Raw genomic sequence first — 15,952 nt, 5'->3', positions numbered from 1 at the left:
CCTTGAGGCAGGCGACGTCGAGCGACCGACCTGGCCCGCTCCGAGACAGCACGATACGCGGCAGGAGATCGCGGTGCGTCCCGGCGCGGGCCTCTTCTTTTGTGCACGATATCTCGGTTTTCGTGTCGCACGCTCTTCTGGGCTTCCTGCGCGCGTCGATACCGCGGACGAAATTGGTGACACGACATGCCTACAGCCCTACAATGCAATTTGATCGACGAAACTCTGGCCGGACCCTTCGGAAAGCTTCCACTCGCGAAATATCTGCACGAAAATGGCCAGCGTTGGGAGGGCAGTCATCTGCCTCACGGTATAAAAAAAATGTCCCGTCGTCAGTGCTTTCGAAACGCTTGGGAACTGAGCCTGCGTCACGGATTTCCATACTGTGAGGGTTACGGTTGGGACGTCACGCTGGGTGCTATGCCATTCGGCCATGCTTGGAACCTCTGTCCCCAATCCGGGCGCGTCATTGATGCCACGTGGGCTATCGGCGAGAAGGCGCTCTATCTGGGCGTCGAACTATCACCAAACCAACTGATGCGGATCGTCGATTTTACTGGCTGCCTCGAGGTTCTGCAAAGCGGCCGGCGCGCTGCCCTCGAATTAGTCAGCCAGGTTCGTGATCAGTATCCTGTATCGCTCGACTAAGCCGGTCTGTCGGCCCCGCCGTCGAACGGGTCAATCCCGGCTTCGATCGCGAGCCTGCCGATGTGCGGCTCCTTGTTCGATCCACGGTAGCCTTTGCGCCCGACCGACGGGCCGTCTGGCTGGACCGGCATGGCATAGCCTACCTCGAGGAGTTCATTCAGCGCGGATCGGGCACGGTTCGTGATCCCCATCCGGGCATCCTCGCCTCCGAAGCTGAGCCGTGCCTTCGGGCCGTTCAGGTAGGACATGTCGAAGATCAGCGCGTCGTGGGGAAGGGACATGGGGAGGGCCTCCTTCGATTTTCCGGTGCGGAAGCTTCGCGTCGCCCGCATCCTGAATAAGAATATGCGGTCGAAGTACCCGCACGGCAATGCGAAAATCGAAATCATGTTTCGCTTCAAAGGAGAGCCGCAGTGGTTCTGTTCAGGTTCGACTCGAAGCTCCAGAACGACATCGCCGGCCTCTGGTGGACGCGCGACAGCCAGGCGATCCAGGTCGGTCTGGCCTGGTGGGCACTGCTGCTCGCACTGTTTATCGGTCCCTGACGTTCACGCCTGACTCCTGGCCGCGCACGCTCCGCGCGGCCGCCGCCAACTGGCCTCGCGGCCATTTTACCGGCCCCGGAGAACGCGCACGCCGCCCCTGGATCGAGATTTTACCCATCCAAGCGATCCGGTCTTTGACTCGCTTCGAGTGGCCCAGGCGCTTCTTGCCTCGGTAAAATTTTTACCATTCGATTACATATACTTGACTTGCGGATCTCAAGAACGCTGATGGCGCCGCCAAGCCCGATCCGGGGTCGTTTCGAGCGGATTCAGGACCCAGGGTTACCCTGCGCGATAATATGGGACGAGGGAGGCTTGGTTTGTTTATCGAGCATCCCGAGCCGGCCGAACGAGGGCCTGCTTATCCCCGACGGCGCACGCAAACCCATTCCCGTCAAGCTTGCCTTCGACGTGGACCAGGATGCCCTGCCCCGCTCGAGCTACGCCAAGGCCATCGGCGCACCCGTGGATGGAGCCTTCCTCATCGCCGAGATCGCCATGAAGGCGCTGGCGCCGGGCGCCGAGAGGCAGCCGCAGGGCCAGCAGCCCGCCTGAGACGGATCTGACGAAACAAGGCATCGAGCCGGCCCGTGGGCCGGCTCTTTTCGTTCAGGGGCGTGGCGCACTGGTGCATCCTCCAGCACGCCATGGCCCCGAGGCTCCGGGATCGCGACCCCGAAGAAGGTCACGCGGCCTTGTTGAGGCGCTTCTCGGCAACCTTCGTGAGCTTCTTGTCGGCGGCCTTCTCCTCTTTGAGTGTCTCCTCGAAGAGCTTGACGGCCTTGTCGTGTCCGAGCTGCTTGCCCCAGGAGATCAGCGTGCCGTAACGGGTGATCTCGTAGTGCTCGACAGCCTGCGCCGCGGCGGCGAGGGCGGCATCGAGAACCTCGTCATCGCCGATCTCGCCGGCGACCTCGTTGGCCTCCTTGATGATCCCGTCGATCGCGGGGCAGGTCGTCCCCTTCGGCTTCTCGCCGATCAGCTTGAATGCCTCCTCGAGCCGCTCGACGTGAGTCTCGGTCTCCTGCAGATGGTCCTCGAAGTCCTTGCGCAGCGACTTGTCCTTCGCCTTCTCGATCATGTCAGGCAAAGCTTTCTCGATCTGCTGCTCGGCGTAGTAGATGTCCTGCAGCATATGGCTGAACAGGTCGTCCATCGACGTGATGTCTTTCGAGAATTTGGCCATTCGATTTTCCTCCGAACGCGGGGCGCCGAAATTGGCAGCCCACCTGAGGAGAGGCCGGAAACGCCCGGCGGGTTCCCTTGGCGCGCCGCGAGGGAGCGGTCCGAGCCCGCCATCGGCCAGTCCTTGCCGATCGGCCCACCAGCAAGTGCCACTTGAAATCCGCGCGCCGGGTCGGGCAGGTTTCTCCTGTCGCTGCAGCATGGGGGTGCGCATGACCTGGTACAACATAGCCATTCTGGTTCCGCTCATGGCCGGCCTCGCGGCCCTTCCCAGCTCCAGCGTCCTGCTGGTCGTCACCCAGTCCACCGTTCGCGGAATCCGCAACGGGCTCGCGACAGCCGCCGGCGTTGTCTGCGGCGACCTGATCTTCATGATGATCGCCATACTCGGGATGTCCGCCCTGGCCGCTCAGATGGGCGGGTTCTTCGTTGCGGTGAAGTATATCGCTGCTGCCTACCTCATCTGGTTCGGTATCGGGCTGCTGGGGAGCCGGCCTTCAGGAGATCGGGGCACGGAGGCGACCGGAGGCCGGGTTTCCAGCGGCGGCCTGATCGCGAGCTTCGCATCCGGGCTCCTGCTCACCCTCGGCGATATCAAGGCGATCTTCTTCTACGCGAGCCTCCTGCCAACGTTCGTCGATCTGGAAGGGCTGTCAGGGGCCGACATCGCCATCATTTCGGCAGTCACCGTCCTCTCGGTCGGTGGCGTCAAATGCGCCTATGCCGTTGGGGCCGAGCACGTGGCGCGCAAGGCGAGTGGTTTCAAGCATGCCTCTGCGGTCAGGCGGGGCACTGGCGGCCTCATGGTTGGCCTCGGTGGATACCTACTCGTGAAGGATTGACCGAAGCGCGGCGGCCGCCTCGTAGGCGCCGCTTCGATATTGCTCAGGCGCAATATTTCGGCAAGCTCTGCACCGCTGGCAGCCAAATATGGCGCGCAGGCAATATTCTCCTTGAAACTGGCCCTCGAACCCTGACTTATTGTTCCCAAGCAATAAACGAGGGCCCGATGCGCACCTATCCGATCACGTCCCATGCCGATCTCGGCAAGGTCATCCGCGATCGCCGCCAGGCGCTGAGCATCTCGCAGGAGGAGCTCTCCTCGCTCACGGGCGTCAACCAGTCCAACCTCTCCCGCATCGAGAAGGGCATCGTTCCCGCGAAGATCGACACCTACATGCGGCTTCTCTCCGCGCTTGGGATCGACCTCACTGCGGAGCCCCGCACATGAGGCTCGACGTCTGGATGGAGGGCCTCGAGGAGCCGGTCGGCAGTCTCGAGCGCCGGGACGACAACGCGATGCGGTTTACCTATGCCGAGCCCGACCTGCCGCTGCGCGGCAGGATCTCCATGTCCATGCCCATCCGCAAAGAGGCATATGGCGACGCGCCCTGCCGCGCCTTCTTCGGCAACCTGCTCTTCGAGGGGCGGGAGCTGGAGCGCGTCATGAGCCTGCACGGGATCGATCGGGACGATATCGCGGGCCTTCTCGCGCACCTGGGTGCGGACTGCCCTGGCGCGATCTCGATCACGCCCGAAGGACAGGGGCCCGGCAAGCGGCCCGGCGTTTTCCCCGACGACTACGAGGAGATCGACGAGGAGCGGCTGGAAGGCATCGTACGGACACTGCACGAGATCGGACAGCTCCCTGAAACCCAGCGCGATCCGTCGCCGGTCGCCGGCGTGCAACCGAAGATCGCCCTCGTGGCGTTCGATGGCCGTTATTACCTGCCGCTTGCCGGGAGCGGCGCGCCGACCACCCATATCCTCAAGGTCTCGCCGCGCTCGGATGCCCACCTGACCCGCCGCGAGCACGCTCTCCTGGAACTTGCGCGGGATCTCGGCCTGGCGGTCATCCAGACTGAGTATATCGAGACCCCGGCAGCCGGTGACGGACACCCCATCGGGGCGATCCTAACCGTGCGGTTCGACAGGTCGATCGACGGCGGTCGCATCCGCCGTATCCATTCCGAGGACTTCGCCCAGGCGCTCGGAATCCCGCGCCAGCTCAAGTATGAGCGCGACGCCGATGGCGAAACTGCGCGGGAGGGCTTCTCGTTGCGCGCGATCGACCGGATCGCATCGCAAGTTGCGGTCCCGGCCCGCTTCCGGCTCGAGTTTCTCCGCCAGACCCTCTTCAACCTCGCGGTCGGGAATACCGACAACCACGCAAAGAACGGCTCGATCCTCTACCGGGGAGAGCGGGGCGAGCTTGCACCGCTCTACGATGTCGTTCCCGTCACGATGGACGATACCGTCACCCACGAGTTCGCCTTTCGACTGGGCGGCGCGGCATTTGCCGAGGATCTCATGCCTGGGGCGCTTGCAGACGCCAAGTCCGATCTCGGGTTCAGGGCATCTCCCCTCACCAGGAGTGAGAGGGCCGTTCTTCATGGCGTCGCCGCGCAGCTCGATATGCTGGAGGAGCGGAGCGACAAGCTCCTGGCGGATGCCGTCGCAACGCAGCTGAGTGTCGTGAACGACGCGCTGGACCTGAAGCTCATTATCCCCGAGCGCGATCTCTTCCCCCGGAAGATCAGGGATGCGAGAGCTGCTGTGGGCGGCTGGGGACTGCCGAGCTGAAGCCCGGAGCGCGCGCCCTGCCCTAGCCAGAGAACCTGTTGCTGCAGTTGACCTCGGTGTTGTCGCCGATCCTCGTGTACCCGGTCTCGGTGGCCTCGTTCAGACACCGGCCTACCCAGACTAGCCGGATTTCGCACCGCCGTTGACACAGACAGCGTCCGGCAAGCGAATCCACCCATCAGTCGATTGCAACTAGTAGGGTGATTCCCCTAGGAGGGGGATCCGTCCACCGAGGCACGGTGGGCGGGAAGCTGCCGTTCGTTGCGCCGTGGACGAACGACCGCAAAGCGCAAAAGCAGCCTCAAGACACTCGAAACAATCGTTGGGCTGCTTTGGCTCCGAAAACGTTGGAGCATGCTCTCTAATCCCCTATGAGGTGTACGGGCAGATTAAACCGCCCACCCGCCCAGCTCCGCTGCGACGGCGATAAAATAGCTTGGGAACTGATCGAGCGCGGGCCGAATAACATCCTCCTGCTGGCAGAGGGCGCGCACGGCGCCGCGATCAATTGCAAACGGCCAGAGCGTCCCGAGGTATTTGGCGACATGACGGTCCGCGAATCCCGCCTCATGGAAGGCCAGCGCGGCACGCGCCGTTAGCCCCGTCTTGACCTGGCGCTGAAGCAAAGAGGCAGCACTATAAAGGCCTTCGTCTACCTCCTCGGCGAGATCGGCAATTGAAGCGACGATCATCGCCACGTCGTAGCCGAAGCCACCTTCGCAAAGCGCCACGGCGTCTTCGACCTTGGGTCTGCGCTGTTGCCCACCGACCCGCGTATCAAAAACCTCAAGGGTCGCGAGGATGTGCGCATAGCTGTCCCCGGCAACCCATTCACGGAGCGAGCGGGGGATCACGTCCTGATTAGTGAAAGCCGTGATCTTACGCGAGGAAGCGTAGCGAATCGCGATGGGGGCAATTTCGTCAAGAAGCCGGTCTTCGGCAGCGGCTACCTGAAGCGCTGGCAGGTTTTCGGCGAGCCAAGTTCGTAGCTCGGCGACGGCGGCGGGCGGTAATGGCGAGCGCCGGATGACGGCCCGCTGATCACCATCTGTATTGGCGGCGATGGATGCGGCGATTGCCCGGAACACCTCAATGAGACGGGGTTTCGTGTCTTCCCCGGCAAGATGATAGGCGAGCGTATTCGCAGCCAGTTCCGCGACCCGCTCAGCGGCGTCCTCGCCTTCGGCGAATGTCATGTTTGCGACGAGGAAGGCCGCGATATTCTGGACGGCCCGAGCCCTTCCTTCGATAAACCTGCGGAAATCCGCACGGCTAATTCTCGGCTCGATCGCGAGTGCGGCATCCACTACTTCCTCGATCGTCTCCTCATTGGCGAATGCAAGATCCAGCCATTCTGGTTGGATTTCCTGCACAATTGCGGTGCCACGCTGAGTGTAAGGCTGGAACAATGCCAAGATGGAGCTACTCGACGGTTCCGAGTTGGCAGCATCGAGCAATCTCACAGTATCATGCCAGTTGCGCTGGCCTCGACCGAATTGCTGGCGTTGGTCATAGATGGTCGGCGTCGAGAATATGACGCTGCCTTCGGTGTGCATACCCGCTCGTCCGGCACGCCCCATCAGGTTATGGAAGTCGCGAACAAGGATGCTCTCGCCCCCCTGTTGGGTTGTCGTGACGATTAAATATTTCAAGGGGAAATTAACGCCTTGGGCGAGTGTGGATGTGCATACTACGAACTTCGCACGGTCGAATTTCATGGCGTGTTCGATCGCATGGCGAATGCCATGGGGCGTATCGGCACTGTGTGCGAACACGCCGAGGCGCGCAGCCTGCGTAGCCGGAGCGTCAGCGCCAAGCTGGAGTTGAGATAAGGACCGGATGGCTTCCACCTCTTGGGGGTCGGAGAATGCAACGGGCCACTCGGTCTCGAAGTTGCGCCCAGCCAAATCGACCGCTCGCTTACAGACGGTGGTCACGCTGTCCTTGCGCCCGCAGAAGACGGCGACACTGCCATTTCCGACGACGTGAAGGCCAAGGAAAAGGCCCACGTCGCTGCCCGATTTCTCAGGAAAACGCCGCTCCGCCCGCTCTCGCGGGCGAAGCTGAAGTGGGGTGTCCACTATGATGCGCGGTACAAAGAATTCGCGATCGTCGGGGTCTTCGGGGTCCACATATTCAAGGCGCCCGCGCTGGTCCTGCCAACTCGAGAACGCGATGCTTTTGGTCGTCGGCATGAGACCAACGCCATCGAGAACGGCTTCGCGGTCGCCGATCAGCCATCCCGCCACATCATCAGCATTGCCTATGACTGCAGAAATCAGAATGACCTGCGTCTCGGGAGGTAGCGCCATGCGGAGCGACGTGAGCAAAAGCTCGTAGGTCGGCCCGCGCGCCATCCCGTCGAATTGGTGGCCTTCATCGTAGATCATCAGGCCGATCCGCTCCGCCAGGTCGGGCGCGCGTCGGAGCATGTAGAGCAACTTCTCTGGCGTGACGATCAAGACTGTGTCGGCGGCGAAGAGAACATCAAGTGTAATGTCAAACTGATAGGAGTCCGAGGCCTCATCCAGCCGGATATCCTCGCCATTGAAGGCGGTGACGAGATCGCCCCGAATATCGTGGCAGAGCGAACGATACGGGGCGACAATCACCGCCAAGTTTGCCCGCTGGGAGAGGAAGGCCGATCGGATTATTAGCTCGGTAGCGCGCGTTTTCCCGGCACTGGTTGGCATCTGGATGATGGCAGACCTCCCACTAAGTACTTCGGCATCGGCGATCCGCTTCTGGGCGGGCCAAAGCTCTATCGGGAATCGCGGCTTCGCGAGCGCCGGTCGCCACAACTCCGCATCGAGGTCCGATGCGAGCGGGAGAATCGTACGAGCCGCATTTCGCAGCTTAAGGGCACAGACTGCGCCGATAACATCGGCGTAAAGCAATTCGCGCGGTGAGCCGTGTTCGCGAAAGTAATGCCTGAGTTCTTTGGCAAGGGCGGCTACCTGCTCAGCATCTCCCTCAAGCCGGAAGAAACTCGACAATGCGTTGAGAAGTGAGTTCGACCTTTCCTGATGGGCATTCAACGCGCCGAGTGCATCGAACTCGTTCCGAAGGATAGCGTATAGAAGAAGGCCCAGTCCTCCAGCAATATCTACGCCTGGCTGATCCATGTGGCGAACGATTACAGCGGCGCTGCCGACGCTGCCCGCGATGTAGTATGTCGCGGCGCACAGTAGCGACAGCTCAGGCGTAAGGTCGGCATCCAGTTCTGCATTGATATAGGCGTCGAAAAAAATCGACGCGAAGCGGAGCGAGGCTTGTGGATCGGCTGTATCGTCCTCCCAGCTAGTCGGCATCGGGAAGGCTCCCGGAGCACCCGCCAGTTCACCTCCAATCTGATCCGAAACGATGGAAGCGACATCGCCGAGGATACCAATTGCCAGCCCAAAGAGGATGGCGGGATCACGGGGAAGCTGGTTGAAGTCTCCCTCGGCGACGCGAAACTCCCGCATCTTCGCCCGGGCTCGGGTGGTCGAGAGGACGTTTTGGGCACTTGCTTCAGGCTTCATCCGCCGCCCTCTCGTAGATGGCGTGGATCAACTGCATCAGAGATGGCCCCTTGATTACGATGAGTCGAATGTCCGCCGCATTGTGATGCGCCGATGCGTCGGCAGTGGTTAGATCGGTTGCCTCAAGCACAACTTGGTCGAGAATTGCGGCTGCGCCATTGATCCGCCGAAATGGCCTGTCGGCCATATTCTGAAAACGCTTGACGCGATTGGCATTATCCATCGCACCGCGCGTGACAAACTTCTGTTTGATGGCATTGAGACTCATCGCCTCACGAAGTCTGTCCTTGTCGCTGTCTGTGATCGCATCCTGCAATCGGTTCCTGGCGGATACCGACATACCGGATTTTGCCTCAAAGATGAAAAGTTCATCTTCAGCACTGACCTGGCCGTCAGTGGAGAACTTAAAGCCGATTACATCGCACCCCTTGGTCGAGTCATTTCGGTTCCAGCGCTCCTGATACCGCAGCTCGCGCGGGCACCAGTAACCGAGAACGTATTCGATATAATCAGCGACCAGTATCTCCCCGAAGTCACCTGATCTTAGGCTTGGGCCGGGGACTTCAGTTCGATCGGGCAAAAGGGTCTGACGCAAGTATTCCGCATTGGTCAGGCCGGTACCGTCTACCATGATCGGCAGGTCTTCGTCTGCAATGTAGTGATGGCGGAAGTGGGCAGCCCACTCCGATAGAACGGCTTCGTCCTCCTGAGGGGTGAGCTCCCAAATCTCGATCTCGCGTCCACAAGCGGTGGCCGGGCGCTCGCCGGAATCAACCAACCAAGCCAAGTGTCGGGGCATTGGCACCGGCATTCTCCTTGAATTCTCTGCTTCGGAAGCTGGCACAACCTGCGGCCAAGTTACAGTATCCAATGAAGTTTCCTGGCTTGTGTATCATTTGCAGAGACTGGTGAGAATCGGAGCGCTACCCATTTGCCTACTTGATCAAAGAAGATAGGGAGCCAAACTCTCTGAACAGATCCTATGCTGTGCAATAGGCTGGCCGCCAGAGCACAGCTGTGTCGCTGGCCTATGTCGGCAGTGACCGAATTTCCAGTTTGTGCTCGGGTCGGGAATTCGCCGCCGCAGGCATGAATGTCATGATATGGGCCGAACACATCAATAGGACCGATCTTTGCTCCCGCCTCGACGAAGCTTGTTTCTTCGGAAGGCGCTTGCAGATGCTGCCTTTTGTAGCTCGGCCGGTAACCGTGCTGCGATCGATCGATCGATTGATCGCAGCGCGGCAGCGCTGGCAAGTCCATGAGTAGGAAATGTGAGAAATCGCTTGCCCAGACTTCAGTATGAGCTGTCGCTATGGCAGGGTCAGCCGATCGGGTCGATATTCAAAGTTCGTTTTAGAGATAGAGTATGAATTGGTTTAAGCGAAGCAAGAAGGTGACAGCGAGCACGGCGCGGAGGATTACCGGGATCAGTACGCCGCTGGGCGGTATGCAATGGGCGGACCCCGGGCCGTCGGAGGCGAAAGTCGTGCATGAGTTCCTTATATTCTTAGAGGACCGTCGCGTCCTTTACAACGCGATGCAGTTGGAAGTGCCCTCGCAGGTGGAGCACTCAATCCACGAGATACGCGAGGAATGCACGCGCACCTTGCAGCGGCTCGGGGCCAACGCCTTTGCCGTGCCACCCCTCCGCACCATTAGGGAGGCGAGCCGCCGCTACCATGACGACTGTAATGAGCAGTTCCACAACATGGTGCATGACTGGGACGACGATCGGTATGACCGACACCGCTTCGGTCCGGGGTTCTTCACCGCCCTCGGGGCATACCGCGCGACGGTCGGGTATCAGGTGGCTTTGCTGGCCGCACACTACGACATCGACGTGGAGGGAGACTTGGCGACCGTGATACCGGGCACCGTGGCGGAACAGCTACCGGAAGAGTGAGGCGAGACGACCGATGGCGATTACCGACCCCGAAACAGACCAGCGCGTCCCCTTGGACCGCGACCTTGCTGAGCGATACGCGAGGGAGGTGAACGCGCTGAGCGCGACCGACTGCAAACACGAGCGCACCGAGCTTCGGCGGGGCTTCAACAAGGGCGGTGGACCAATCGTCAAGAAGCAGTGCCTTGACTGCGGGTTGCTGGTGGGCAACCCGGTGAAGCGCACCTCCGAGAGTGACCTATTGCCCGAGATAGATGAGGCGCAACACCCGGCCTATGAGGCGAAGCGGAAGGGTGAGTGGGACTCGGTGCGCCGCCGCTACGTCGCCCTCCAAGAGAGCCGATGGCGGGGCAGTGCGGAGGGCAAGTCATACTTTCAGAGGTCTCATGCCGACTACCTTGCTTCGTCTGGGTGGGCAGAGCGACGGTCGCTGGTGATGGACCGTGCCAACGGCCTGTGTGAGGGGTGCCGCAAAGCGCGAGCCAGCGAGGTGCATCACCTGTCCTATCGCAACTGGGGCAGTGAGTTCCTGTTTGAGCTGGTAGCCCTCTGTGGCGACTGCCATGACCGCATCCACCGCTTGGACGAGGACCGCGAGACGGGTTGCACCGACTGCGTGCATGGCGGCGACGATGGCGAGTGGTGCCACCAGTTTGAGATGCCTACTGCCGCTGCGCTGATACCTGGGGGAGCCTGCGGTCCCGTGCGGCAGGGCTTCGTGAATGCCGACGAATATGGGTGAGCGAAGCGCGAGCGCCGCTCATACTTCGCGGTTACCGCCGAATAGAAGCAGCACCGCAGCATTCGCATTCTCGCTCAAGATTTGCTCTATGGCCTGAAGTCGACCTTTTTGCCCCGCAGGCCGAACGTCCGGCACGCAGTCGCTCGGGCCGGATCAGCATATGCTGGAACTACGAAGAATTCCGTCCCACGCGCGGGCTGTTTGGGCTCTGAGCTGCCATTCGTTGAAAGTATCCCCGAGGTCGGCTTTGGGCCGTTCTCACCGATTGCCCCCAACCGGATCGAGGGACTAGTAGTTTCCCCGGCTATAAAGCACGTTCCTGTGGAAAACCCCCGCCCTCTGGTAGCCACGGTCGGCCACATGCCTACAATGAGTGTCCGCACTATTAATCGCAGGACACAACAATGCCCATCACCCCCGCTGCACTCACCGCCCTCCGCAAGGATCTGGCGGACCTGCCGCCCAAGAAGCGCGACACCCTGACCGCCAAGGACGTGGTGCACTCCCTCCACTCTGACCTGGCCGCTGCCCGCGCAAATGGCCACACCCTCGCCGATCTCGCAGGCATCCTCAGCTCGCGCGCCATCTCGATTTCCGCGAGCACGCTCGGGACCTATCTGCGCGCGCTGTCGTCCGATCCGGCTTCCACGCAGCAGGAGCAGTCCCGCCCGCGGGCAAACGCTCGCCCGTAGCCTGGCTCTCCGGCGGGCCGGAGGATCTCCGAGGCAAAGATCGCGTTCCCCTGGCTCCAACGCCCCGCAACAAGCCCATCGAAGACGCCCTGCCCTCTCGGTGGGGCGTCTTTCGTTCTGGTGCTGACGCAATGCGTGGCAACACGGCTCGGACGATCCTCCGGCCCATACCCCGCCGATCGCCTGGGGATCCGGTCCGCGATCGACCCTTCTAGCGGCTCACATACCCCGCTATGCGCGGCTCCGCCCTCAATCGCAGCTGCCAGGATCCGCCAGATTATCTCCGGCCGGGCCTGCCGGTCACCTTCGCCCAGACGCTCGCCCTAAGGTAGATATCGCATAGCGGCACTTCCTCCACTGCCACAGCCGCCGGCTCATATACCTAGGCTAGTCGTCCTCCCTCACACCGAGCACATCAGCGAGAAGCCGGCGCACCATTTCCGGGCGCGTCGGCAAATCTTGTTCCTCGCGCCGCCGGTCGTCGAGCGCGGCGAGCATCTGCTGCGAGACTCTCACGGTCAGCGCCTGGGTATTCTTTTTCGGTGGAGCCATACGACTCTCCTGCATTTTGATGTTGACATCACAATGCAGTAATTGCATGGTATGCGAGCGGAGGCAAGAGTTGGCGCTCTCACCCCCGCTCTGACCACAACCGATCCTACGGAGATCGCTCATGGCTAACATGCCGTCTACCACGCCCACCCGGGCGCCTGAAGCCCCGCGCGCTTCCCGCACCGACACCCGCATCACCGCGCTCTACCTGCGCCTGCTCGATGCGATCGATGTGCACGTCGACGCCGAGCGCGCCATCGTCGACGTCGATATCTGGGACACCGCGTTCCGCACCTGGCTGACCGACGCCGAGCGCACCCACGCCACAGTCACCGGCCTGATCTCGGCGATCCGAGACGCGGACCTCGAGGCCCGGACCGACGTGCATTTCGTGCGCGTTGTCGAGGCAATCGACCTGCTGCTGGGCGCCGAGACGCTGGACGAGGCGCTCGAGGCTGGCGAGGCGATGCTGCGGGTGTGCCCGCGCGATCCGCGCGGGGATGGCGCTGCCACGGGCCGCGTGGCGCGCCTCGTTGCCGCGGGCCGCGCGCGGTTCCGGACGCTGGCGCAGCTCGAGACGTACAGCCCGCCGGGGGTCGATCTCTACCCTGCACTCAACCTCGACGTGATCGCCGCCTGACCCGGCACCGCCGCCGTCGGGTCTGACGGTTCGTCCCGCACGGCGACGGCACCCCCTTCCCTTTCAAGGCCCCTGCTGCCCTGCCGCGCCACCTGCGGCGGGCGCTCCCTCGCGCGCTGCGCGCCGCCTCCGCCGCCCCTGCCGGGCGCGGCCCGGCCGCGCTGTGCCCTCACACTCGGACCACACCCGGAGACCACCCCATGAGCAAATCGAACAAACGCGGCCGCTGGACCGCCCCTCCTGTCGATACAGAGACCGTCTACGCGGGCCCCATCCACGACCACTGGCAGGAGGCTGCGAACCGGCATGGGTTCAGCATCACCCGGCGGATCCGCGACCGATACCACCTCGCTCTCCGATGCCACGGCTGCCGGCGCTCCCACGCCAGCCGAATCTACACGGTGACCACCACCAGGCCACGCTGCCCGCACTGCGTGCGCGATCGGCTGGAGCGCGATGCGGAGGCCGCGGGGCTCGTGCATATCGACCGGGACCCGCAGGACCGCCACTACAGCCGCTATCGCGCGCCCTGCGGGCACGTGATCCACCGCCAGCACGAGATCGTCAAACGGGCGGCGGCCGGGGCGACCGGGCTGCGCTGCGAGGTCTGTCACGCCAGCGTCGAGGCCGAGGAGGCGCGCACCCGCGGCTGGGAACTGGTCGGGCCGGATCCCGAGGGTGACGCGAACTACCGCACCTACCAGCACAGCTGCGGTCACGTGCAGCGCATCGCCCGCGTCAATATGCAGACGGGCCGCTTCCAGTGCGGACAGTGCGGCGAGGGCTGGGTGGTGGCGCCGAGCTACCTCTACCTGCTGCGGTTCACCCTCGCGAACAGCCGCGATGTGATCAAACTCGGATATTCCCGCGATCCCGGGTCGCGGCTGGCGCATCAGCTGGTGATCGACCGCGCCATGCCGGCCGAGCTGCTGCGCACGGTCCGTGTCCGATCGGGTCGCCATGCGCTCCGCACCGAGAGAACGCTGCACGCGCATCTGCGCCACCGCTACCCGGAGGCGCGCGTCGATCCGAGCTGCTGGCAGGGGCAGATCCGCGTGGGATCCGAGATCTACGATATCGCGATCCGGCCGCAGATCGACGCCCTGCTCGACCGGATCGAGACCTGGCAGCGCGCCGCCTGAGGCCCCGCCAGCCCGACCCAGTCAACCACCATCCCGTGCCCACAGCGGCGCCACTCTCCGCCCTTCCGCCGCGCCTGCCGGGCGCGGCCCCTGTCCCGCAGTTCCCCGATCCGGAGGCCACCCATGCCCGACTCCAACCCCACACCGTCCTGGCAGGCCTACGCCGAGCGCGTGCTCGCCCGCCTTGCCGCCCGCGGCGCCACCGACAACCTCGACCGGGAGGACAGCGCACCCGGCACCGGGGCGCGCGACCGCACGTCGGCACGGGGCGAGGACACGTCCGGCAGCGACGCGGCGCGCTCGGAGACCAGCCTCGTTCGTCCCGTATCCCTGCACCAGCGGATCGTCGCGCTGCGGCTCGCCGTGGCGCTCGGGGGCGAGGCCGCGATGGCGCAGCGATGCGCCCCCGGTGCGCTGAGCATCCTCACCGGGCTCGAGGACGAGGAGGCGCGGATCGGCGCGGAACTCCTGCAGCGCGGCCTGTTCGCGCCCGGCCAGCGCGTCGGCGAGAGCGCGCTGGTTCCGGGCCGCGCGGACGAGCTGCTGGTCGTAGCCCCGCGACGGCTCAGCTACGAGTCCCCCCAGCGTGTCGCGGCTTTTTTCCACGAGGACGTCGCACAGGCACTCGAACGCCCCGGCGCCGTGCTGCTGGTGGTGTCGCGGCGCGACCTGCTGCCGCCCGAACTCGAGGAGAGCGGCCCCGCGCCACTGCGCGTGCCACCGCTCGACGGCGCGCAACTGGCGCTGCTGCTCGCGCAGCGATACGAGCGCAGCGCGCAGGCGGATACCGCCCCCATCCGCCCCCGGCTGCCCGGCGATGCGGCGGTCGCCGCGCTGCCGCTCACCGTGCTGCAACTGGCCCTGCGCGCGGCCAGTCTCGAGGCCGCATTGGCCCGGATCGCGCAGGCCACGGCGCCGCGCAGATCCGACGGCCCCGATCTCGATGCGATGGCCGGCAGCAGTCCCGCCCTGATCGCAGCCCGCCGCCTGGTCGCGGACCTGCGGCTGTGGCAGGCGGGCAAGATCGCCTGGTCCGAGCTGAGCCATTCGCTGCTCCTCTACGGGCCGCCGGGAACCGGCAAAACCTGGCTTGCCCGCGCGATGGCGACATCGGCCGGTATCACGACGGTCGAGGGCAGCTTTGCGGAATGGCAGGCGGCCGGGCACCTCGGCAACCTGCTACACGAGATGCGCGGCACGTTCGAGCGCGCCCGGCGCAGCGCGCCCGCCGTGCTGGTGATCGACGAGCTCGACGCCGTCGGATCGCGCACCAGCACCGACAGCCACGGCAGGTCGTATCGAACGCAGGTGATCAACGCATTCCTGGCGGAACTCGACGCGATCGCGCGCGAGCCCGGCGTGATCGTCGTCGGGACGACCAACCACCGCGAGACGATCGATCCCGCGATCCTGCGCCCCGGCCGCCTCGACGTGCACATCGAGATGCCCCTGCCAGACCGCGCCGCCATCCACGGCATCCTCACCCGGCACCTCGGCGATGCGATCCCGCCCGCCGTACTGCACGCCCTCGCCACCGACGCGATCGGGCGCAGCGCGGCCGAGATCGACGCCGCGGTCCGTGCCGCGCGCGCCGACGCACGCCACGCCACTCCCCCGGCGGATCGTCCCGTGGATCCCGCGCGGATCCGCGCCCATCTCGGGATCGCATCGACACCGCACGGCGACGCCATGCGCTGGCGCAGCGCGGTGCATGAATGCGGCCACGCCCTCGCCTGCGCGGCGCTCGGCCTCGGCACGGTGCAGCGCGTGCTGCTGACCCCCGGCGGCGGCGA

17 protein-coding genes are annotated in these 15,952 nt (G+C 63.9%); 12 read left to right on the top strand and 5 right to left on the bottom strand.

The annotated features are described in order from the left end of the window. Positions 1-186: 186 nt before the first annotated feature. On the top strand, positions 187-648 hold the full coding sequence (locus tag ACW9UR_RS23795; RefSeq protein ID WP_458919581.1) for a hypothetical protein: 462 nt from the start codon (positions 187-189) through the stop codon (positions 646-648). Here ACW9UR_RS23795 and ACW9UR_RS23790 read toward each other — a convergent pair. Then, complete coding sequence (locus ACW9UR_RS23790; protein ID WP_458919580.1) at positions 645-929, bottom strand: hypothetical protein; 285 nt, start codon at positions 927-929, stop codon at positions 645-647. The two genes, ACW9UR_RS23795 and ACW9UR_RS23790, sit on opposite strands and share 4 nt — an antisense overlap. Before the next feature lie 132 nt (positions 930-1,061). Between ACW9UR_RS23790 and ACW9UR_RS23785 the strand changes: the two genes are divergently transcribed. Together ACW9UR_RS23785 and ACW9UR_RS23780 are read left to right on the top strand one after the other, a co-directional pair. Beyond that, entirely contained in the window at positions 1,062-1,193 is a 132-nt protein-coding gene (locus tag ACW9UR_RS23785; protein WP_458919579.1) for a hypothetical protein, read from the top strand. Between the two features lie 315 nt (positions 1,194-1,508). After that, positions 1,509-1,748 (top strand): hypothetical protein, encoded by a 240-nt coding sequence (locus ACW9UR_RS23780; protein WP_458919578.1) that lies wholly within the window; start codon positions 1,509-1,511, stop codon positions 1,746-1,748. A 130-nt stretch (positions 1,749-1,878) separates the two neighbouring features. Here the strand turns inward: ACW9UR_RS23780 and ACW9UR_RS23775 are convergent, their stop codons facing one another. Further along, positions 1,879-2,379 carry a YciE/YciF ferroxidase family protein gene (locus ACW9UR_RS23775; protein WP_458919577.1) on the bottom strand — a complete coding sequence of 167 codons (501 nt, stop codon included), beginning with the start codon at positions 2,377-2,379 and terminating at the stop codon, positions 1,879-1,881. 211 nt (positions 2,380-2,590) lie between these two features. Between ACW9UR_RS23775 and ACW9UR_RS23770 the strand changes: the two genes are divergently transcribed. From ACW9UR_RS23770 to ACW9UR_RS23760, 3 genes are all read left to right on the top strand, one after another. Continuing rightward, positions 2,591-3,220 (top strand): LysE family translocator, encoded by a 630-nt coding sequence (locus tag ACW9UR_RS23770; protein WP_458919576.1) that lies wholly within the window; start codon positions 2,591-2,593, stop codon positions 3,218-3,220. Positions 3,221-3,387: 167 nt separating this feature from the next. After that, positions 3,388-3,609, top strand: a complete 222-nt coding sequence (locus ACW9UR_RS23765) for a helix-turn-helix domain-containing protein (RefSeq protein ID WP_458919575.1) — start codon at positions 3,388-3,390, stop codon at positions 3,607-3,609. Beyond that, complete coding sequence (locus ACW9UR_RS23760; RefSeq protein ID WP_458919574.1) at positions 3,606-4,961, top strand: HipA domain-containing protein; 1,356 nt, start codon at positions 3,606-3,608, stop codon at positions 4,959-4,961. The genes ACW9UR_RS23765 and ACW9UR_RS23760 overlap by 4 nt, the downstream gene beginning before the upstream one ends. Positions 4,962-5,350: 389 nt before the next feature. Here ACW9UR_RS23760 and ACW9UR_RS23755 read toward each other — a convergent pair whose 3' ends face one another. Further along, positions 5,351-8,485: a DEAD/DEAH box helicase gene (locus ACW9UR_RS23755; protein WP_458919573.1), complete on the bottom strand. Its 3,135-nt coding sequence runs from the start codon at positions 8,483-8,485 to the stop codon at positions 5,351-5,353. Continuing rightward, positions 8,475-9,296 (bottom strand): Hachiman antiphage defense system protein HamA, encoded by an 822-nt coding sequence (locus ACW9UR_RS23750; RefSeq protein ID WP_458919572.1) that lies wholly within the window; start codon positions 9,294-9,296, stop codon positions 8,475-8,477. The genes ACW9UR_RS23755 and ACW9UR_RS23750 overlap by 11 nt, the downstream gene beginning before the upstream one ends. A gap of 558 nt (positions 9,297-9,854) precedes the next feature. On the opposite strand from ACW9UR_RS23750, the gene ACW9UR_RS23745 reads away from it, so the two are divergent. From ACW9UR_RS23745 to ACW9UR_RS23735, 3 genes are all read left to right on the top strand, one after another. Next, on the top strand, positions 9,855-10,391 hold the full coding sequence (locus ACW9UR_RS23745; RefSeq protein WP_458919571.1) for a DUF6650 family protein: 537 nt from the start codon (positions 9,855-9,857) through the stop codon (positions 10,389-10,391). A gap of 13 nt (positions 10,392-10,404) precedes the next feature. Next, positions 10,405-11,133, top strand: a complete 729-nt coding sequence (locus ACW9UR_RS23740) for an HNH endonuclease (protein WP_458919570.1) — start codon at positions 10,405-10,407, stop codon at positions 11,131-11,133. Positions 11,134-11,537: 404 nt separating this feature from the next. Then, positions 11,538-11,825 (top strand): hypothetical protein, encoded by a 288-nt coding sequence (locus ACW9UR_RS23735; protein ID WP_458919569.1) that lies wholly within the window; start codon positions 11,538-11,540, stop codon positions 11,823-11,825. 387 nt (positions 11,826-12,212) lie between these two features. Here ACW9UR_RS23735 and ACW9UR_RS23730 read toward each other — a convergent pair whose 3' ends face one another. Further along, positions 12,213-12,377: a ribbon-helix-helix protein, CopG family gene (locus ACW9UR_RS23730; protein ID WP_458919568.1), complete on the bottom strand. Its 165-nt coding sequence runs from the start codon at positions 12,375-12,377 to the stop codon at positions 12,213-12,215. A gap of 121 nt (positions 12,378-12,498) precedes the next feature. Between ACW9UR_RS23730 and ACW9UR_RS23725 the strand changes: the two genes are divergently transcribed. The 3 genes from ACW9UR_RS23725 to ACW9UR_RS23715 form a co-directional block, all read left to right on the top strand. Continuing rightward, positions 12,499-13,017: a hypothetical protein gene (locus ACW9UR_RS23725; protein WP_458919567.1), complete on the top strand. Its 519-nt coding sequence runs from the start codon at positions 12,499-12,501 to the stop codon at positions 13,015-13,017. Between the two features lie 200 nt (positions 13,018-13,217). After that, on the top strand, positions 13,218-14,159 hold the full coding sequence (locus ACW9UR_RS23720) for a GIY-YIG nuclease family protein (RefSeq protein WP_458919566.1): 942 nt from the start codon (positions 13,218-13,220) through the stop codon (positions 14,157-14,159). A gap of 123 nt (positions 14,160-14,282) precedes the next feature. Beyond that, the coding region (locus tag ACW9UR_RS23715) for an AAA family ATPase (RefSeq protein ID WP_458919565.1) at positions 14,283-15,952 on the top strand (1,670 nt) is incomplete at its 3' end.

It is taken from the genome of Halovulum sp. GXIMD14794, from assembly GCF_054457455.1.
The sequence above is the reverse complement of the archived record's forward strand: the minus strand, read 5'-3'. Positions and strand labels throughout refer to the sequence as shown.